Below are 18,395 nucleotides of genomic sequence, written 5' to 3' on the forward strand. Positions count from 1 at the left end.
TTACCCCCTCACAGGGAACCTTTAGAGAGAGTTCGTCGAGATCACGCGGCGGTACCAGCGCGCGCTCTCCTTGAGCCGCCGCTCCTGGGTGGCGTAGTCCACGTGGACCAGACCGAACCGCTTGTCGTAGCCGTACGCCCACTCGAAGTTGTCCAGCAGCGACCAGGCGAGGTAGCCCCGCAGGTCGACGCCGTCGGTGACGGCCCGGTGCGCCGCCCGCAGGTGCGAGGCGAGGAACCCGATCCGCTCGGTGTCCTCGATCTCGTCGCCCACCACGACGTCCGGGAAGGACGCGCCGTTCTCCGTGATGATGATCGGCGTCTTCGCGTAATCCCCGCCGAGCCGCTTGAGCAGCACGTGCAGGCCATCCGGATCGATGGGCCAGTCCATCCCCGTCCGGGGCAGGTCGGGGTCGAGGAACTCCACGCCCTCGGTCCCCGGGAACTGCGCCGAACCCGGCGCTCCCACCTTCGCCGCGACCAGCGTCGGCATGTAGTAGTTCACGCCCAGGAAGTCGATCGGGGCGTTGATCGTCGCGAGGTCGCCCTCCTGGATGTGCGTACCGCCGGTGAACCGCTCGACGACCTCCAGCATGTCGGCCGGGTAGCGGCCGAGCAGCAGCGGGTCGAGGAAGATCCGGTTGTGCAGGCCGTCCACCCGCGCCGCCGCCTCGACGTCGTGGCGGTCCCGGGCGTCCCGGGGGAACACCGGGCTCAGGTTCACCGTCACCGACACCTCGCGGGCGCCGGCCGCGCGCAACCGGCTCGCCGCCAGGCCGTGGCCCAGCATCAGGTGGTGCGCGGCCCGGAACGCGGCATCCGGTTCGGTACGCCCCGGAGCGTGGTTGCCGGAGGCGTACCCGAGGAACGCCGAGCACCACGGTTCGTTGAGCGTCGTCCACGTCGGTACGCGGTCGCCGAGCCGGTGGAACGCCGCGATCGCGTAGTCGGCGAACGCTTCGGCGGTCCCCCGGCTCGTCCAGCCACCCCGGTCCTCCAGGATCTGCGGCAGATCCCAGTGATAGAGGGTGGCCATGGGGGCGATCCCGGCGGCGAGCAGCTCGTCGACGAGGCGGTCGTAGAAGTCCAGCCCTCGCGGGTTCATCGGGCCGGTGCCGTCCGGGATCACCCGGGGCCAGGCGATGGAGAACCGGTAGGTGCCCACCCCCAGCTCCCGCATGATCGCCACGTCGTCGGCGTACCGGTGGTAGTGGTCGCACGCGACGTCGCCGGTGTGCCCGCCGTCCACGAGTCCCGGCGTACGCGAGAACGTGTCCCAGATGGACGGGGTGCGCCCGTCCTCGCGGGAAGCGCCCTCGATCTGGTACGCCGCCGTCGCGACGCCCCAGCGGAAGCCCACCGGGAAGGTGACGGAGGCGGAGGCCTCGGTGCGGTCCTGGGTCGTTGTCATCCTTTGAGGGCTCCTTGCATGATTCCGTGGATGATCTGCTTGCCCAGCAACGCGAACACGACGATCAGGGGCATCGTCGCGAGGGCGGCGCCGGTCAGGGTCAGCGAGTAGTCGGTGATGTATCCACTCGCGACGGTGGACAGGGAGACCTGGACGGTGGGGTTCTCCGGGGTGAGGACGACCAGGGGCCAGAAGAAGTCGTTCCAGGCGTTCATGAAGGTCAGCATGCCCAGTACCGCCGCGGCCGGCCGGGCGATCGGCAGGACGACGTGCCAGAACAGGCCCAGGGTGCTGCACCCGTCGACCCGGCCGGCCTCGAGGAGTTCGGTCGGCACCGCGGACGACAGGAACTGCGACATGAAGAAGACGCCGAACGCGCTGACGAGGCTGGGTGCGATCACCGCGTACAGGGTGTCGATGAGCTGCCACTTGGCCATCAGGATGTACAGCGGGATGACGCCGAGCTGGCCGGGCACCATCATCGTCGCGATGACCCCGACGTAGAGCGCGGGCCGGCCGCGGAAGCGCAGTTTGGCGAAGGCGAATCCGGCCAGCGACGAGAACAGCACGACGCTGAAGGTGATGACCGAGGAGACGATCACCGAGTTGATCAGCGCCTTGCCGAACGCCACGGTGTCGAAGACCCGGCGGATGTTCTCGACGAGGTGCGTACCGGGGAACAGCGGCGGCGGCACCTGGCCGAGCGCCGAGTTGTCCATCGAGGCGACGATGAGGCTGTAGTACAGCGGGAACGCCGAGAAGAACAGGAACGCGATCAGGGTCAGGTAGGTCAGCGGGTGCGCCCGCCGGATGAACCCGATCGGGCGTACGCGGGTCTTCTGCTTGTAGACCTCGCTCACCGGGCGGCGGGTCCGGGGCGGGACGGTGGGCGTCGTGGTCGACATCAGGCCCTCCGGATGCGTCGGGTGAGCAGGAAGTTCAGCATCGCGGCGAGGACGATGACGAGGAACATGAGCCAGGCGGTCGCCGAGGCGTAGCCGAAGTCGAACCGGCCGAAGCCGGCCTGGTAGAGGTAGAGCGCCAAGGTCTGGAACTGCCCGTCGGAGCCGCCGGTGAGGCCGCCGCCGCCGAACAGCAGCGGTTCGGCGAAGACCTGGAGACCGCCGATGGTGGAGACGATGACGGTGAAGATGATGGTGGGCCGGATCGACGGGATGGTGATCCGCCACAGGCGCTGCATCGAGGTGGCGCCGTCGAGGATCGCGGCCTCGTGCAGCGAGTCCGGCACGGCCTGCATCGCCGCGAGGTAGATCAGCGCGTTGTAGCCGGTCCAGCGCCAGATGATCATCGCCGAGATGGCGATGTGGGAGGTGGCGGTGCCGGCCTGCCAGTCGATGTGGCCGATGCCGAACTGGCCGAGCACCCAGTTGATCATGCCGTAGTCCCGGCCGAAGAGCTGGCCGAAGATGATCGCGACGGCGACCACGCTGGTCACGTTGGGCAGCAACAGCCCGGTACGCCACAGCGTCTGGCCGCGGAGCCGGTTGTTGAGGATGTGCGCGAGCAGGATGGCGAACAGCAGCTGCGGAACGGTCGAGATGACCCAGATCGACGCGGTGTTGCCGAGCGCGTTCCAGAACAGCGAGTCCGCGAAGAGAGCCTTGTAGTTCGCCAGGCCGACGAAGGGATGCTCGTCTTCGAGCAGACTCCAGTCGTGCAGCGACACCCAGGCCGTGTAGACCAGCGGGAACGCGCCCAACAGTCCGAACAGAAGGTAGAACGGCGAGATGTAGAGGTAGGGCGACGCCTTCACATCCGCCCGGTGCAGCCACGATTTCACCAGGGGCTCCTCGGGTGTTTCAACGGGACGACCTGCGGGATGACCGGCCCCGGTCCGGGCGTCTGGACCGAGGCCGGAGCCGGGGGAACCTCTCGGGTGAGCCGCCAGAAGTTCAGTCCGGTCAGGGGTGGCGTCAGACGATCTTCTTGATCTCCTCCAGCGCCTGCTTCCAGGCGGCGTCGGGCGTCTGCTTGCCCTGCTCCACACGGGTCAGGCCGTTCTGGATGGCGGTGTTGATGTCACCGGCCTTCGGCCCGAGGTACTGCGCCTTCATCGTCGTGATCGACTCGGAGAAGATCTTGCCGACCGGCGCGTTGTTGAAGAACGGGTTCTTGAAGTCGGTGATGACCGGGTCCTGGTACAGCGTGACGGTCGACGGGAAGTTGCCCGCCTTGCGGAAGACCTTGGCCTGCTGCTCCGGGCTGGTCAGCCACTTCGCCAGCTCGTACGCCTCCTTCTGGTGCTTGCCCTGCTTGGGCAGGGTCAGGAAGGAGCCGCCCCAGTTGCCGCCGCCGCCGGGGATCTTGGCGATGTCCCACTTGCCGGCCGCGTCCTTGGCCTGCTCCTGGATGTACGCCATCATCCAGGACGGGCAGGCGATGGTCGCGAACCGTCCCTTCTGGAATCCGGCGTTCCAGTCGGCCGACCAGGCCGCGATCTTCGCCGACAGACCCGCGTTGATCGCCTCGACGGTCTTGTCGAACGCGGCCCGCACCGACGGGTTGGTCTCGACGATCACGTTGTCCTGGTTGTCGTAGAGGCCCTGGTCGAACTGGCCGAGCACCGAGCGGTACATGACGGTCGGGCCGTCCATGAACGCGGAGTTCGGGATCTTCGCGGCGGCGTACTTCTTGCCGGCCGTGATGTAGCCGTCCCAGTCCTTCCACAGCGCCGAGACCTGGTCCCGGTCGGTGGGCAGGCCCGCCTTGGCGAACAGGTCGGTCCGGTAGCACATCGCCAGGCCGCCGACGTCGGTGCCGAAGCCGATCTGGGCGCCGTTCTTGCCGACCGAGGTCTGCCACTTCCAGTCCGGCCACTGCGACTTGATGTCGTTGGCGCCGAGGTCGATGAGGTTCACGAACTTGTCGGGGGTCGCCTTGAACTGGCCGATCCAGCCCTCTTCGATCGCCTCGATGTCGGCCGCGCCCTGCCCGGTGGCCAGGTGCGCCGCGAGATTCTTGTGATGGTCCTCCGCCTTGGTGACCCGCTCGGTGATCTCGATGTCCGGGTGGGCCTTCATGTATTCGGCGTAGAGGTCCTTGTATCCGAACTCGCCGAACGTCGCGACGACGAGCTTGACCTTGCCGCCACTGCCGGAGCTACCGCCGTCGTCGCCACACGCGGCGACCGCGGTGAGCAGTGCCACGGAGAGCGCCGCGGCACCGATTTTGTGCAGGTTGCGCATCAACTCCACCCCTTCACGGGCGCGTTCAAGAGGAACTCTGCGGGGGAGGCCCGGGGAGCTGGTGGCGCGTGATAGAGCGCTCTCCGGGCTTATTTCGTGATGCGATTTAAGGCCCGATCGCTCGACGTGTCAAGCGTTGACTTCTTCGGAACACCGTGTTTACAGTTCCGCTCACAGAAGGTTCCATCGATGGATGTCGGGCAGGACACCGCGATGGTGACTGGGTGGCGGGCCCGCGAGCTGCGGGTTTCCTGCGAGGTACGCCGTGCCTGCTGCGCGGGACGGCGGAGGCCGTCACCGCCGAATCCCCCGCAGAAAGGCACATCCATGTCCCCACGCACGCCCCGCTTGGCGGCGCTCGCAACGCTGGCCCTCGCCGCCGGGTTGCTCGGACCCGTCCCGGCGCAGGCCGCCGGAGAAACCGTGAACGTCTGGCTGACCACCACATCGGACTCCGGCGGCCGCACCGTCACCCGGGGGCTGCAGCAGCAGACGCCGGTGGCGTACGCGGCGAGCAGCCCGGCCGGCAGCCAGACCGTCACCGTCAACGAGAACGTGACCTACCAGCAGTTCGAGGGCGCGGGCGCGTCGTTCACCGACACCGCGGCGTACCTGCTCGACGGGGGCGTCATCAGCACGGCCACCCGGGACGACGTCATGCGCAAGCTCTTCTCCCCCACCGACGGGATCGGGCTGAGCTTCCTGCGCAACCCGATGGGCGCCTCCGACCTCGCCCGGTACAACTACTCCTACGACGACACCTGTTGCGACCTGAACGACTTCTCGATCAGCCACGACCTCGCCGACGTCGTGCCGCTGACGAAGCAGGCGCGCCAGCTCAACCCCAACGGCGTCAAGCTGATGATGGTGCCGTGGAGCGCCCCGGCCTGGATGAAGGACAACAACAACTTCATCGACCAGGGCTGGCTGATGTCGCAGTACTATCCGGCGTACGCCCAGTACTTCGTCAAGACGCTGCAGGCGTACGAGGCGCAGGGGATCCACGTCGACTACATCTCGGTGCAGAACGAGCCGACCTGCTGCGGCGCGGGAACCACGTACGCCTCGATGAACTGGAACGGCAGCGGCCTGCAGTACTTCATGAAGACCAACCTGTGGCCGGCGCTACGGGCGGCCGGGTTGACCACGAAGACGCTGGTCCTCGACTACAACTGGGGCAACTACAACGACCTCGGCTCGGTCCCGCTGGCCGACTCCGCCGTACGCGGCGACTCCCTCTTCGGCGGCATCGCCTGGCACGGCTACGGCGGCGACGTCAACCTGCAGACGACGATCCACAACCAGTACCCGGGCGTCAACGCGTACATGACCGAGCACTCGGGCGGCACCTGGATCGCCAATCAGCAGACCGAGGACATGCTGAACATGATCGACTACACCCGGAACTGGGACCGGTCCTGGGTGAAGTGGAGCCTGGCGGTCGACCAGAACCACGGCCCCCACTCGGGCGGCTGCGGCACCTGCACCGGCCTGATCACCGTCCACAACGGAGACTCCCGTAGTGGGCAGGTCGACTACACGATCGAGTACTACACCATGGGTCACCTGACGAAGTTCGTGAAGCCCGGCGCGGTACGCATCGACTCCACCGCCAACAGCTCGGTCCCGAACGTCGCCTGGAAGAACCCGGACGGCAGCAAGGCGCTCATCGCGTACAACAACACGGGCAGCACGCAGACGCTGAAGGTCACCTGGGGCGCGCAGTCGTTCACCTACAGTCTGCCCACCAAGACGTCGGCCACCTTCACCTGGTCCGGTACGCAGTCCGGCGGCGGTACGCGGGTCGGCGCGATCACCGGATACGGCGGCAAGTGTGTGGACGTGGCGGCGGCGAACTCCGCGAACGGCACCCAGGTGCAGCTCTACACCTGCAACGGCACGAACGCGCAGCAGTGGACCGTCGGCACCGACGGGACCATCCGGGCGCTGGGCAAGTGCCTGGACGTCTCGGGCGGCGGCACCGCGAACGGCACCAAGGTGCAGATCTGGGACTGCAACGGCTCCGGCGCCCAGCAATGGACCTACACCGCCGGCAACGACCTGGTGAATCCGCAGGCGAACAAGTGCCTCGACGCCACCGGGCCGAGTTCGGCCGACGGCACCCCGCTGCAGATCTGGACCTGTGGCGGAACCGCCAACCAGAAGTGGACCCTCCCCTGACGTAGCACCCGGCAAGATCATTGCGTCAGCCATGCTGTATCAACGGGCATTTCGCCTCGCGAAACAGCATGGCTGGCGCAATGATCACGCGAAAGCGGCGCGCGAAAGCGGCGCGCGAAAGCGCCGCGCGAATGACAGTGGCGCCCGCCGACCGGTCCGAAGGCAGAGACCGGTCGAGCGGGCGCCGTTTCGTCGCGTGCGACCACCTCGGGGCGAGGTGACACCGAGATATCTACACGCCTCTACTTTGAGACTTATTTCATATCATAAAATCAAGGTCTGGGGCATGCTGAGACGTTCCTCGAACGCAGAGGTGGGTTGCACACATGGTGGCGAGACGGGCGACGGTGCGTGACATGCGCCGGTCGAACAGGGCAGTCCTGCTCTCGAAGATCTACCTGGACGGGCCGCTGAGCCGGCATGAGCTGACGCAGCTCACCTCGCTGTCCCCGGCGAGCGTGAGCACGCTGGTCGCCGAGTTCCTCGAGGAGGGACTGGTCGAGGAGGCCGGCTCGGTCGAGTCCGACGGCGGCCGCCCGCGCGTACTGCTGCGGGTGGCGCCGAGCTTCGGCCATGTCATCGGCGTGGACGTCGGGGAGACCCGGGTGACCGTCGAGCTGTTCGACATGTCGATGGCGGCGCTGGCCAAGGCCGACTATCCGATCGAGCCCAACCAGCTGGAACCCCGGGTCACGGTGGCGCACATCCTCGAAGGCATCACCGCCGTCTGCGCCCAGGCCGGGGTCGATGAGTCCACAGTGCTCGGCGTCGGGGTGGCCTTTCCCGGGGTCGTCGACTCCGGCGAGGAAGGCCTCGTCCACGCTCAGCACTTGGGCTGGGCGGACGGCGTACCCATCGGAACGATGTTGCGCGCGGGCACGCAGATTCCCGTCCACATCGACAACGGCGCGAAGACCCTGGGCCAGGCGGAGATGTGGTTCGGCGCGGGCAGGGGCACCCAGCACGCGGTCATCGCGCTGGTCGGGTCGGGTGTCGGCGCGGCCGTGGTGGCCGACGGCGCGAGCTACCGCGGCTCCCGGAGCAGCGCGGGCGAGTGGGGGCACACCACGCTGGTCTACGGCGGGCGCCGGTGCCGCTGCGGCGCGCTCGGCTGCCTGGAGGCTTATGTCGGGGCGGAAGGCATCCTGGACCGCTACCGCGACGCGAACGGCCAGGGTGCGCCCGGGATCGACGAGGAGTCGGCGATCGGCTCGCTGATCGCGGCGGCCGACTCGTCGCCCACCGCCCGCGAGGTCCTGACCCAGACCGTCGGCTACCTCGGCGCGGGCATCGCGACGCTGATCAACCTGTTCAACCCCGAGCGCATCGTGCTGGGCGGCTGGGCGGGCACCGCGCTCGGCGGCCGTTGGCTGCCGGAGATCCGCGCGGCCGCCGCCGAACACGCCCTCAAGCTGCCGTTCGCCCAGACCACCATCACCCTGTGCGAGCTCGGGCCCGACGCCGTGGCGCTCGGGGCCGCGACGCTTCCGGTCGCGCGCCTGCTCGCCGACGGCGGCTTGCGGCCCGCGGCGGCCGCTCAATCCGCACTGGTACGCGGTCCACGCGTCCGCCGCTCGTAACGTCAGTCCGTGGTGTCCCGGGCGGGGAGCGGCGTTTCGAAACAGGCCAGCCAGGTGGTGAGCAACGACTCCAGCTGGGCGGCCTGCTCGGGGGTCAGGAGATCGACCAGCCGGCGTTCGTAGCGCATGTGCTCGGCGAACGCCTGGTCGATCAGTTCCCGCCCGGCCGGGGTCAACGCGACCACCCGGCCCCGGCCGTCGGTCTGACTGGGCCGCCGGGCGACGAGCCCAGCGCGTTCGAGCCGATCGATGCGTTTGGTCATCGCACCCGTCGTGACCATGGTGTGCGCGGCCAACTCTCCGGGCGCTCGCTCGAAGGGCGCACCCGCTCGGCGCAATGTGGCGAGGACGTCGAACTCACCCTCGCCGAGACCGTACCGGTGATAGACGACGGTCAGCTGCTCGGTCAGCTCGGCGGCGAGGCGGTGCAGCCGCCCGATGACGCGCCTCCGTCCCGCGTGATCATTGCGTCACCCATGCTGTTTGAACGGGCATTTCGCCGCCCGAAGCAGCGTGGCTGACGCAATGATCACGCTGGGGGCGCTAGGTCAGGCGGGCAGGTTCCACTTCTGGTTGGCGCCGCCGCCGCAGGTCCAGATCTGCAGCGGGGTGCCGTCGGCCGAGCTGACGCCCGTGGCGTCGAGGCACTTGTTGGACTGCGGATTCACCAGGTCACGCCCGGCGGTGTAGGTCCACTTCTGGGCTGCCGTTCCGTTGCAGTCCCAGAGTTGCACCTTGGTGCCGTCGGCGGTGCCGCCGCCCGAGACGTCCAGGCACTTGCCCAACGCCCGGATGGTGCCGTCGGCGCCGATGGTCCACTGCTGCGCGTTGGTGCCGTTGCAGGTCCACAGCTGGATCTTCGTGCCGTTCGCTGTGCCTGCCGACGCCACGTCGACGCACTTGCCGCCGTATCCGGTGATGGCGCCGACCCGAGTGCCGCCCGTGGTCCACGAGTAGACCCGGACGTAGTCGATCGTCATGGTCTGCGGGAAGACCGTCGACGCGTTCGGCGAACCGGGCCAGTTGCCGCCGACCGCGACGTTGAGGATCAGGAAGAACGGGTGGTCGAAGACCCACGGGTTGCCGTTCGTCTCGGCCGAGGTGTGCCGGGAGTACTGGATGCCGTCGACATACCAGGTCACCGCGCCGGGCTCCCAGTCCACGGCGAAGGTGTGGAAGGCGTCGGCGAAGGCCTGACCGCCGGGCAGCGTGTAGCCGCCGCCGAGGCCGCAACAGCCGGAGTAGCCCGGTCCGTGGATCGTGCCGTGCACTGTGGACGGCTCGAAGCCGACGTTCTCCATGATGTCGATCTCGCCGCTGTTCGGCCAGCCGACGCTGCCGATGTTGTCGCCGAGCATCCAGAACGCGGGCCACAGCCCCTGCCCGCGCGGGATCTTCATGCGCGCCTCGAACCGCCCGTACGCCTGGGTGAACTTCCCCTGCGTCTTCAGCCGGGCCGAGGTGTACTGACAGCTGCCGTACCAGCAGCTGTAGCCGGACGGGTTGCCCGCGCGGGCGGTGATCACGAGGTTGCCGTTGCCGTCGAGGGCGGCGTTGCTGGTGCTGGTGGTGTAGTACTCCAGCTCGTTGTTGCCCCAGCCGGCGCCGCCGACGTCGTACGCCCACCGGGCCGAGCTGGGCGCGGTGCCGGCCGCCCCGGTGAACTCGTCGGACCAGGTGAGCCCGCCGACCGCGGCCGCGGCCGGCGGCGCTGCCGGTGCGGTCGCCAGTCCGGCGGCGAGAGTGAGTGCGGCGCTCAGGGCCAGAGCGCCGCGAAGCAAGGTTCGGGACATAGAAAGAACGCTATTCTTTACTAAATATTCTTGTCAATAAAAGTCCCGAACAAAGCGAACGCCTACGCCAGGCCTTTCCCGGTCTCCACCAGCGTCTTGAGCCCGGACAGGACGAACATCCAACCCCGGCCGCCCACGCTGGCCGCCGTCTTCGGTGAGCCCGCCAACTGGTCGTGGACCAGGGTCAGGAGGCAGTAGCCGCCCTCCTGCGGCTCGATCTCCCAGGTCACCCGGCTGAACGGTTCCTTGGCCATCTCCTCGTCGTAGTACGACGACCACTCGTGGATGAGGCGGCGAGGCGGATCGAACTCCAGTACGCGACTGCCGTTGGCGACGCCGTCGCCGGCCATGCTGCTCCGGCGCTCGTCGGCGGTGACGGTGATGCGTACGCCGTGGAAGTACTGAACGGTCAGCTCGGGATCGACGATCGCCTGCCAGATCTGCTCGGCACTCGCCTTGATGAAGACTTGGTAGACCTGTGTGGACTCAATGGTGGTGCTCATGTCGTGCCCTCCAGCCGTTTCTTCAGGTCGATCAGGGCCGCCGCCGGCCCCGCGGTGTACTTGGTGATCCAGCGGTCGTGGATCATCCGGATCGGCACGGGATTCAGGTAGTGCAACTTCTCCCGTCCCCGCCGTCGCGTCACGACGAGCCCGGCTTCTTCCAGCAGCTTCAGGTGCTTCATCACGCCGAATCTCGTCATCTCGGGCACTTCGGCCTCGAGGTCGCCGAGCGTCCGGCCGTCCTGCTCGAAGAGGCGGTCGAGCAGCAGCCGCCGGGTCGGATCGGCCAGCGCCTTGAACACCAGGTCGTCACCGTTCTCGCCGGGCATACTGCCAAGATAGGTGACCATCTGGTCACATGTCAATCACCTCGATGATCAACCGGTACGCTGACGGAATGCTGATCTACGTGGGCGCATACACCTCGACCGGCGGCGGCATCCGCTGCTACGAACAGGACCCCTCGACCGGTGCGCTCACGGAGGCGCATCCTCCCGCGACCGCGATCGATCCGTCCTTCCTCGCCTGGGACGCCGTGAAGGCCAACCTCTACGCCGTCAGCGAGTCGACCGGCGGCGTCGAGGCGTTCGCCCGCTCGGATCACGGTCTGCTCACCTCGCTCGGCCAGCAGTGGACCGGCGGGGCCGACCCCTGTCACCTCGTCGTCGACCCGACCGGGAAGTTCCTCGTGACGGCGAACTACGCCGGCGGCTCGGTCAGCGTCCACCCGATCAACGAGGACGGCTCCCTGGGCGGACGCCGTGACCTCCTCGAACACGGCGGCAGCGGACCCGACCCCGAGCGGCAGGAGGGCCCGCACGCGCACATGATCGCGTACCGGCCGTCGGGGACCTCGTTCTACGTCACCGACCTCGGCACCGACCAGATCCACGAGTACGCCCTGAGCCCGGACGGCGCGATCCTCCCCGTCCGCGAGATCCCCGCCGACGCCGGCAGCGGCCCCCGGCACATCGCGTTCCACCCGACCAGCGGCACCGTCTACGTCTCGGCCGAACTGGACTCCAGCGTCCTCGTCTATCAGCCGCAGGGCGACGGGCTCGTACAGGTCGGCAAGGTGGCCGCCACGGTCGAGCCGCCCGCCGAGCGCAACTACCCGAGTCACATCGAATGCTCGGCGGACGGCCGGTTCGTCTACGTCGCCAATCGCGGCACGGACTGCGTCACCGTCTTCGCGGTCACCCCGGACGGGCTGACCCCGGTCACCGACGTGCCCACCGGCGGCCGCTGGCCCCGGCACTTCGCGATCATCGGTGACCTCCTCTACATCGCCAATCAGGACAGCGGCACGATCACGGTCGCCCCGATCGACCCGGCGACCGGCGTACCGGCGACTCCGGTGGCCGTCGCCGAGGTGGCGGGCGCCGCCTGCGTCCTCGCCGGCTGAGTCCTTCGGCCACCTCCGCTGTGGGCGCTGGATCAGGGTTCCGGGTCGAATCTTGACCGATGATTCGACCGAGAACCCTGATCCAGCGCCATAAACGCGACGCGGGTGGGGCGAAGAAGGGGTCAGGGCAAGAGGGCGACCGAGCGGGCGGCGACGACGGACTGGATGAGGTCCAGCGCCTCCCCCACCGGCTGCGGATCGAGCGACCGCCCGTCGCGGAGTCGCAGTGCGACCGCACCCGCCGCCGCTTCCCGGGCCCCGATGACGGCGGCATAGGGGATCTTGCGCTGGGCGGCTTCGCGTACGCGCAACGACAGCGAGCCCTCCTCCAGGACCTCGACCCGAAGCCCCGCCCGGGAAGCCCGGTCGTGCAGCGCCCAGGCGGCGTCCCGCTGCGCCTCCCCGATCGGCACGACGGCGAGCTGCACCGGGGCGTACCAGGCGGGGAAGGCGCCTTGGTGGACTTCGATCAGATGGGCGAACAGTCGTTCCAGGCTGCCGATGATGCTGCGGTGCACCATGACCGGGCGCTGCTTCACGCCCTCGCTGTCCACATAAGCCAGATCGAACCGCTCGGGCTGCGCGAAGTCCACCTGGATGGTGGCCAGCGACAGCTCCCGCCCCTGCACGTCGTGGATCTGCAGGTCGATCTTCGGTCCGTAGAACGCGGCCTCGCCCGGAGCCTCGAAGAACGAGACGCCTTCGGCGATCATCGCGTCACGCAGCATCCCCTCGGCCGCGTCCCAGACCTCGGATTCGCCCAGGAACCTCTCGCCGCGCAAGGACAGCCGGTAGGAGTCGACCGAGAACCCCAACGCGGCGTGCGCCCGCTTGATCAAGGCGAGCATGTCGGCGACCTCGGCCCCCACCTGATCGACGCGACAGAACACGTGCGCGTCGTTGAGCGAGATCGCGCGTACTCGGGACAGGCCGGACAGCACCCCGGAACGCTCGGCGCGGTACTGCCCGCCCAGTTCCGCGATCCGCAGCGGCAGCTCCCGATAGGACCGGCCACGCGCGCCGAACACCATCGCATGATGCGGGCACATGCTCGGCCGCAAGACCAACGCCTCTTCCTCCGGCGAGGAGGCCATCGGCGGGAACATGTCGTCGGCGAACTTCGCCACGTGCCCCGAGCGCACGTACATCTCGTGTTTGGCCATCGGCGGCGAATAGACGTGCTGATATCCGGCGAGGCGTTCCTCCTCGCGGATGTACTCCTCGACCGCGTGACGCGCGGCCGCGCCGGCCGGCAGCCAGATCGGCAGGCCCGCGCCGACGAGCGGGTCCGAGTGGAACAGCTCCAGCTCACGGCCCAGCTTGCGGTGGTCGTTCATCGCTCTCTCCTCCTAGGGGTACGCCCAAGGCCGTCCAGAGAGCACGAAAACGGCTCCGGGACTGGCCCGGAGCCGTTTCGATCGACTAATGCGTCAGCGTGTGAACGCCGCGTCAGCCAGCACGAAAGCCGCCGGGATGCCCGGCGTCGTCGTGCTCTGCTGATAACGCATGAGTCGAGGGTACCTCACACGCCGTAGTAGCCGCGAGCACCGGGGTGCAGCGGCACGGGGTCGGTCTTCCACGCCACCTCGCGGTTGATGTTCCTGCCCTCGGAGTGCACCGCCGCCAGCTCGTCCTGATGCTCGAAGAGCAGCCGGGTCAGCTCGTACCCCACCTCCGTGGGCAGGGCGGGCGACGTCACCAGCAAGCACGGGACCGCGACGGTCGCCACATCCGCACTGAGTCCGTAGGCGTCCTTCGGGATGGTCGCCGCCGTGTACGCCCCGGGGTAGTCTTTGTCGAGGACGGCCACCAGGGCGTCGGTCGGCAGGAGGGCGACCCGGCCGGGCAGCTTGCCGAACAGGGCGGTGAGGCCGACCACCGGCTGACCGGCGGTCCAGAAGAAGGCGTCCAGTTGCCCGGCGGCGAAGGTCGTCGTCATCTGACTGAGCGAGGCGGTGACCCGCTGCACGTCCTTGGCGGGATCCAGACCGGCCGCGGTCAGCATCCGCAGTGCGAGGATCTCGGTGCCGGAGCCGGCCGGCCCGGTCGCCACCCGCTTGCCCCGCAGATCGGCCAGCGTCCGGACGCCCGTCCCCGGACGGACCACGACGTGCATGTACGCCGTGAACATCCGGGCCAGCGCCCGCACCTGCACCGGTGATCCGGCGAACGAGCCCTTGCCGGTCACGGCGTCGCCCGCGACGTCGGCGTACGTAAAGCCCACGTCGATGTCGCCACGGGCGAGCCGCTGCAGGTTCTCCAATGCCCCGTTGGTCGGCATCGACACCGCCTCGAACCCGGTCAGGTGCCGGTTCACCACGTCGGCATACCCGCTGCCGAGCTGGTTGAACACGCCGTTGGTCGGGCCGGTGCCGATGGTCAGCTGACCGTGGTGCCACAGCTGGAGCCGGGCGTCGAGCTCGGGCCGGGCGCAGCCGGTCGCCCCGGCCAGCGTCAGGGCCAGGAGCGACAGAAGAGCGGCGACCGCCCGGCGTGCGTTCACAGCTGTCCCGGTACGCGTGCGCCCGGTTCGAGTGCGACCGCGACCCGCTGCGCGAGCACAGCCGTCTCGTATCCGGTCTGCCCGAGATCGCAGCCGGGCGCGGCGAGCACCGCGAGGTGCGCCCGATCGCCGACGGCCATGATCAGCAGTACGCCGCCGTCCATGTCGACCACCGTCTGGCGTACCCGCCCGGTCGTCAGGACCGTGGACGCGCCGACCGTGAGGCTGACCAGGCCGCTGGTGATGGCGGCGAGCCGGTCGGCCTCGTCGAGCGGCAGGCCCTCGGTGGCGGCGAGGGCGAGGCCGTCGACCGAAACGGCGAGGGCGGAAACGATGTCAGGCACGCGCCGGGCGAAGGCGGTGAGCAACCAGTCCAGGCTGGCCGAGTCGGAGGTGGTCGTCTCAGGGGACATGCTGTTCTCTTTCTTTCACGGGTGCTAGACCGGCGGTGGAGCGTGCCGCTGGGCGGCGGCGAGGCCGGAGGCGAGGCTGGACAGACGGGCGCGGGCCAGGTCGGGATCGATCACGCCGGTCGCCGCAGCGGCGACCACGGTGGCCCGGCCCCGGGCTACTCCGGGCGGAGGGGGCGGGCTGGGCGGACCGGAGATGGGCCGGGGTTTGCGGTTCACGGCATGGGCCGGCAGCAGCATGCGGTTCGGCAGCTTGACGAGGGCCACCGTGCCCGCGGACGGCGCGCTCCGCAGCTCGACCTGTACGCGCAGCCGCTGCGCGAGACGAGCGACGACCAGCAGGCCCATCCGGCTGGCCAGTTCACCGGTGAGCACGGCCGGGCGGCGCAGCTGTTCGTTCAGCTCGGCCAGCTGTTCGGGGCTGATTCCGATGCCGTGGTCGTAGACGGTGAGGGTGAGGTCGTCGACCGTCCTATGTGTAGCGACCTGGATCTTGCTGCCGGGCGGCGAGAAGACCACCGCGTTCTCCAGCAGCTCGGCCAGCAGATGGACCAGGTCGCCGACGGCGGTCGCGTCGATCCACAGCTCGGCGAGCGAACTCGCGTCGATCCGGTCGTACTGCTCGATCTCGGCCGCCGCCGCCATGACCACGTCGGCCAGCTGCTCAGGGTCGACGAAGGCCCGGCCGGGCTCGGCTCCGGCCAGTACGAGCAGGTTCTCCTCGTTGCGCCGCATCCGGGCGGCGAGGTGGTCTAGCTGGAACAACCGGCTCAGGGTGTCCGGATCGGTCTCCACGCGTTCGAACTCGTCGAGCAGTTGAAGTTGCCGGTGGACCAGGGTCTGCCCTCGACGGGACAGCGCGACGAAGATCCGCGCCACGTCCATCCGCAGCAAGGCCTGGTCGGCGGCGAGCCGCAGAGCCTGCCGATGCAGCCCCGACAAGGCCGAGCTCAGTTCCCCGATCTCATCCGCGCCGGGAGCGAGCCATGCCGTCACCCGCTCCTGGGAGGACTGTTCGACGTCGCGGACCGTCTGCGGGCTGGGCGCCGAGCTGACCTCGGCGATCGCCTCCGGCAGCTCGGTACTGGTCACCTGCTGGGCGCCCCGGCGCAATTGCCGCAGGCGGCGGCTGGTCTGGACGGCGAAGGCCACCGCCGCGCCCAGGCTCGTCCCGACAAGCGCAGCAGTCACCGCCGTGATCAGCGTGGACTCGTTGCGTGAATCGGCTTCGAGGACGGCCGCGTCGGTCTCCAGCAAGGAGATCACCTTGAGCTGGAACAGGTACATCTGCCGCATCGCGTTGGTCTGTGCGATGTACCACGTGTCCGGGTCGACCTTCAACGCGTCGGGCTGACTCTCGTACCGCAGCGCCCCTTCGACCAGCCGGGTGGCCTGCTCCACGTCGGGTCCCTGCACCGCGGCGGCGTACCGCTGCCGGGTCTCGGCGGAGGCGATGTTGGCCAACTGTGCGATCCGGTCCGTTTCCGAGCCCCGCAGCTCGGCCAGTTCGGCCAGTTCACCGGGCTGGAACTTGCCGCGGCCGAAGACCTCTCGCAGCAGACTCCGCTCCTCAGCGGCCCGGTGCTCGGCCGCGCTGAGCGTCGCGACGATCCGGGCGTTCTCGGCCAGCGCGGGGGCCATCGGTTCGGCTGCGATCGTTTCCGCCACCGCGACCAGGGCATGCGTCAGGTCGTCGTAGGCCGCCTCCGGCGTACCGTCGTCGGGCGAACCGGAGTGGCTGGAGTCGAACAGCGCCTGGTCGTCCTCCTCCTTCTCCGGGTGCAGCGCGATGTCCCGGGCCAGTGCCAGCTTGGCCAGTTCGCTGCGAGCAGCCGCCAGGGCGGTCGCCAGATCCGGCGTCAGCTTCGCGACCGCCGTGGCCGCCTGGTCGTAGTTCGCCGCCGCGGTGTCGGTGCGCGCCTGCTGCGCGGTCAGCAACTGCCGGCCGGTCGTGCCACCACGCAACAGCAGGTCGGCGGTCTCGGCGATCTCCTGCTCGACCTGGTGGTTCAGCTTGACCGTCGCGGTCAGGCCCCACGCCAGCGTCCGCGCCCGCTGACCGTCCCGAGCGGTGTTCAGCGCCGCGCCGCTCTGCAGCACGCCGAGGACCGTCATGCCGACGGTGGCTATGCCGATGGGCAGCAGCAGGCGTACGCGGATGGACCGCAGCGGGCTGCGCCGGACATGCGGCACCGGCTCCCGCATCGGCGCGGCACCGCTGGATGTGGGCATGGCGACGGACCTCCCCGGAGTGACCATTTGAGACTCCGCTCACGCCGGGGGCCGCCGCATCCTCCGAAGGGATTGCCGTCTTGTCACATGGCATTCAAAAAGTTGACAGATCACACCATTGATCCCCGCCAAAGCGGACCAATGTGGCTGGGCGTCACCCGGCATCCGAGCTGAACGCGGAGTCGAAGGCGGCCGACGGGGCGTCGAACGCCAGCCGCCGGACGAAGCCGACCGCCTCGGCCGCGCCGACGAGACGGTCCATTCCGGCGTCCTCCCACTCGACCGAGATGGGGCCGGCGTACCCGATCGAGTTGAGCGCCCGGAAGCAGTCCTCCCACGGCACGTCGCCGTGACCGGTCGAGACGAAGTCCCAGCCCCGTCGCAGATCGGCCCAGCCCAGGTGGGACGACAGCCGGCCACGGCGGCCGTCGCCCACGCGTACCTTGGTGTCCTTGCAGTCCACGTGGTAGATCCGGTCGGCGAAGTCGAGGATGAAGTTCACCGGGTCGACGTCCTGCCAGACCATGTGCGACGGGTCCCAGTTGAGCCCGAAGGCCGGCCGGTGTCCGATCGCCTCCAGCGTCCGCTTCGTCGTCCAGTAGTCGTAGGCGATCTCGCTCGGATGCACCTCGTGCGCGAACCGTACGCCCACCTCGTCGAACACGTCGAGGATCGGGTTCCACCGGGCGGCGAAGTCGGCGTACCCGGCCTCGATCATCGACGGCGGAACCGGCGGGAACATCGCGACCGTGTGCCAGATCGAGGAGCCGGTGAATCCCACCACTGTGGACACGCCCAGCTTGGCGGCGGCCCGCGCGGTGTCCTTCATCTCCTGGGCCGCGCGACGGCGTACGCCCTCCGGCTCGCCGTCGCCCCAGATCCGGGCGGGCAGGATGCCCTGGTGCCGCTCGTCGATGGGATGATCGCAGACGGCCTGCCCGACGAGGTGGTTCGAGATCGCCCAGACCTTCAGGTTGTGCTTGGCCAGCGTCGCCAGCTTGCGCTCGACGTAGTCGTCCTCGGCCAGCGCCCGGTCGACCTCGAAGTGGTCGCCCCAGCAGGCGATCTCCAACCCGTCGTAGTCCCACTCGGCGGCCAGCCGGCAGACCTCCTCGAACGGCAGGTCGGCCCACTGGCCGGTGAAAAGTGTGATCGGCCTGGTCATCTCGTCT

17 protein-coding genes are annotated in these 18,395 nt (G+C 68.8%); 4 read left to right on the top strand and 13 right to left on the bottom strand.

Annotated elements, in window-relative coordinates:
* Positions 1-21 precede the first annotated feature (21 nt).
* The 4 genes from AB0H43_RS37240 to AB0H43_RS37255 form a co-directional block, all read right to left on the bottom strand.
* Entirely contained in the window at positions 22-1,410 is a 1,389-nt protein-coding gene (locus tag AB0H43_RS37240) for a GH1 family beta-glucosidase (protein WP_360007874.1), read from the bottom strand.
* Positions 1,407-2,231: a carbohydrate ABC transporter permease gene (locus AB0H43_RS37245; protein WP_360007924.1), complete on the bottom strand. Its 825-nt coding sequence runs from the start codon at positions 2,229-2,231 to the stop codon at positions 1,407-1,409. The genes AB0H43_RS37240 and AB0H43_RS37245 overlap by 4 nt, the downstream gene beginning before the upstream one ends.
* A gap of 83 nt (positions 2,232-2,314) precedes the next feature.
* Complete coding sequence (locus AB0H43_RS37250; protein WP_253763634.1) at positions 2,315-3,214, bottom strand: sugar ABC transporter permease; 900 nt, start codon at positions 3,212-3,214, stop codon at positions 2,315-2,317.
* Positions 3,215-3,344: 130 nt separating this feature from the next.
* The gene (locus AB0H43_RS37255; RefSeq protein ID WP_360007877.1) at positions 3,345-4,616 is read right to left on the bottom strand and encodes an extracellular solute-binding protein; all 1,272 of its coding nucleotides are present in this window, start codon (positions 4,614-4,616) and stop codon (positions 3,345-3,347) included.
* Between the two features lie 327 nt (positions 4,617-4,943).
* Here AB0H43_RS37255 and AB0H43_RS37260 point away from each other — a divergent pair, with 327 nt between their 5' ends.
* Complete coding sequence (locus AB0H43_RS37260; RefSeq protein ID WP_360007879.1) at positions 4,944-6,797, top strand: ricin-type beta-trefoil lectin domain protein; 1,854 nt, start codon at positions 4,944-4,946, stop codon at positions 6,795-6,797.
* 356 nt (positions 6,798-7,153) lie between these two features.
* Positions 7,154-8,377 (top strand): ROK family protein, encoded by a 1,224-nt coding sequence (locus tag AB0H43_RS37265; protein WP_360007882.1) that lies wholly within the window; start codon positions 7,154-7,156, stop codon positions 8,375-8,377.
* Positions 8,378-8,379: 2 nt separating this feature from the next.
* On the opposite strand, the gene AB0H43_RS37270 is transcribed toward AB0H43_RS37265, so the two are convergent.
* A complete protein-coding gene (locus AB0H43_RS37270; RefSeq protein WP_360007884.1) occupies positions 8,380-8,715 on the bottom strand; it encodes a MarR family transcriptional regulator in 336 nt (111 codons plus the stop codon).
* On the opposite strand from AB0H43_RS37270, the gene AB0H43_RS37275 reads away from it, so the two are divergent.
* Positions 8,662-8,898: a hypothetical protein gene (locus tag AB0H43_RS37275; RefSeq protein ID WP_360007934.1), complete on the top strand. Its 237-nt coding sequence runs from the start codon at positions 8,662-8,664 to the stop codon at positions 8,896-8,898. The genes AB0H43_RS37270 and AB0H43_RS37275 overlap by 54 nt on opposite strands.
* Before the next feature lie 27 nt (positions 8,899-8,925).
* Here the strand turns inward: AB0H43_RS37275 and AB0H43_RS37280 are convergent, their stop codons facing one another.
* From AB0H43_RS37280 to AB0H43_RS37290, 3 genes are all read right to left on the bottom strand, one after another.
* The gene (locus tag AB0H43_RS37280) at positions 8,926-10,170 is read right to left on the bottom strand and encodes a family 16 glycosylhydrolase (protein ID WP_360007887.1); all 1,245 of its coding nucleotides are present in this window, start codon (positions 10,168-10,170) and stop codon (positions 8,926-8,928) included.
* Positions 10,171-10,232: 62 nt separating this feature from the next.
* Positions 10,233-10,673 (bottom strand): SRPBCC domain-containing protein, encoded by a 441-nt coding sequence (locus AB0H43_RS37285; protein ID WP_360007889.1) that lies wholly within the window; start codon positions 10,671-10,673, stop codon positions 10,233-10,235.
* Positions 10,670-11,002 carry a metalloregulator ArsR/SmtB family transcription factor gene (locus tag AB0H43_RS37290; RefSeq protein WP_360007891.1) on the bottom strand — a complete coding sequence of 111 codons (333 nt, stop codon included), beginning with the start codon at positions 11,000-11,002 and terminating at the stop codon, positions 10,670-10,672. The genes AB0H43_RS37285 and AB0H43_RS37290 overlap by 4 nt, the downstream gene beginning before the upstream one ends.
* Before the next feature lie 68 nt (positions 11,003-11,070).
* On the opposite strand from AB0H43_RS37290, the gene AB0H43_RS37295 reads away from it, so the two are divergent.
* Positions 11,071-12,078 carry a lactonase family protein gene (locus AB0H43_RS37295; protein WP_360007894.1) on the top strand — a complete coding sequence of 336 codons (1,008 nt, stop codon included), beginning with the start codon at positions 11,071-11,073 and terminating at the stop codon, positions 12,076-12,078.
* 122 nt (positions 12,079-12,200) lie between these two features.
* On the opposite strand, the gene thrS is transcribed toward AB0H43_RS37295, so the two are convergent.
* The 5 genes from thrS to AB0H43_RS37320 form a co-directional block, all read right to left on the bottom strand.
* Complete coding sequence (thrS, locus tag AB0H43_RS37300) at positions 12,201-13,415, bottom strand: threonine--tRNA ligase (RefSeq protein ID WP_360007897.1); 1,215 nt, start codon at positions 13,413-13,415, stop codon at positions 12,201-12,203.
* Positions 13,416-13,600: 185 nt separating this feature from the next.
* Positions 13,601-14,581, bottom strand: a complete 981-nt coding sequence (locus tag AB0H43_RS37305; protein WP_360007899.1) for a TAXI family TRAP transporter solute-binding subunit — start codon at positions 14,579-14,581, stop codon at positions 13,601-13,603.
* On the bottom strand, positions 14,578-14,994 hold the full coding sequence (locus AB0H43_RS37310; RefSeq protein ID WP_360007901.1) for a roadblock/LC7 domain-containing protein: 417 nt from the start codon (positions 14,992-14,994) through the stop codon (positions 14,578-14,580). Before AB0H43_RS37310 ends, AB0H43_RS37305 begins: the two co-directional genes overlap by 4 nt.
* Before the next feature lie 24 nt (positions 14,995-15,018).
* Positions 15,019-17,223: a nitrate- and nitrite sensing domain-containing protein gene (locus AB0H43_RS37315; RefSeq protein ID WP_360007904.1), complete on the bottom strand. Its 2,205-nt coding sequence runs from the start codon at positions 17,221-17,223 to the stop codon at positions 15,019-15,021.
* Between the two features lie 154 nt (positions 17,224-17,377).
* Positions 17,378-18,388, bottom strand: a complete 1,011-nt coding sequence (locus AB0H43_RS37320; RefSeq protein WP_360007907.1) for a sugar phosphate isomerase/epimerase family protein — start codon at positions 18,386-18,388, stop codon at positions 17,378-17,380.
* Between the last annotated feature and the right edge of the window lie 7 nt (positions 18,389-18,395).

It is taken from the genome of Hamadaea sp. NPDC050747 (assembly GCF_040654195.1).
Lineage (GTDB): Bacteria > Actinomycetota > Actinomycetes > Mycobacteriales > Micromonosporaceae > Hamadaea.

Excerpts from the sequence above, each read along its gene's own strand:
- AB0H43_RS37240 (WP_360007874.1), bottom strand. The coding sequence starts at position 1,410 with ATGACAACGACCCAGGACCGCACCGAGGCCTCCGCCTCCGTCACCTTC.
- AB0H43_RS37255 (WP_360007877.1), bottom strand. The coding sequence starts at position 4,616 with ATGCGCAACCTGCACAAAATCGGTGCCGCGGCGCTCTCCGTGGCACTG.
- AB0H43_RS37260 (WP_360007879.1), top strand. The coding sequence starts at position 4,944 with ATGTCCCCACGCACGCCCCGCTTGGCGGCGCTCGCAACGCTGGCCCTC.
- AB0H43_RS37265 (WP_360007882.1), top strand. The coding sequence starts at position 7,154 with ATGCGCCGGTCGAACAGGGCAGTCCTGCTCTCGAAGATCTACCTGGAC.
- AB0H43_RS37280 (WP_360007887.1), bottom strand. The coding sequence starts at position 10,170 with ATGTCCCGAACCTTGCTTCGCGGCGCTCTGGCCCTGAGCGCCGCACTC.
- AB0H43_RS37285 (WP_360007889.1), bottom strand. The coding sequence starts at position 10,673 with ATGAGCACCACCATTGAGTCCACACAGGTCTACCAAGTCTTCATCAAG.
- AB0H43_RS37290 (WP_360007891.1), bottom strand. The coding sequence starts at position 11,002 with ATGCCCGGCGAGAACGGTGACGACCTGGTGTTCAAGGCGCTGGCCGAT.
- AB0H43_RS37295 (WP_360007894.1), top strand. The coding sequence starts at position 11,071 with ATGCTGATCTACGTGGGCGCATACACCTCGACCGGCGGCGGCATCCGC.
- thrS (WP_360007897.1), bottom strand. The coding sequence starts at position 13,415 with ATGAACGACCACCGCAAGCTGGGCCGTGAGCTGGAGCTGTTCCACTCG.
- AB0H43_RS37310 (WP_360007901.1), bottom strand. The coding sequence starts at position 14,994 with ATGTCCCCTGAGACGACCACCTCCGACTCGGCCAGCCTGGACTGGTTG.
- AB0H43_RS37315 (WP_360007904.1), bottom strand. The coding sequence starts at position 17,223 with ATGCCCACATCCAGCGGTGCCGCGCCGATGCGGGAGCCGGTGCCGCAT.
- AB0H43_RS37320 (WP_360007907.1), bottom strand. The coding sequence starts at position 18,388 with ATGACCAGGCCGATCACACTTTTCACCGGCCAGTGGGCCGACCTGCCG.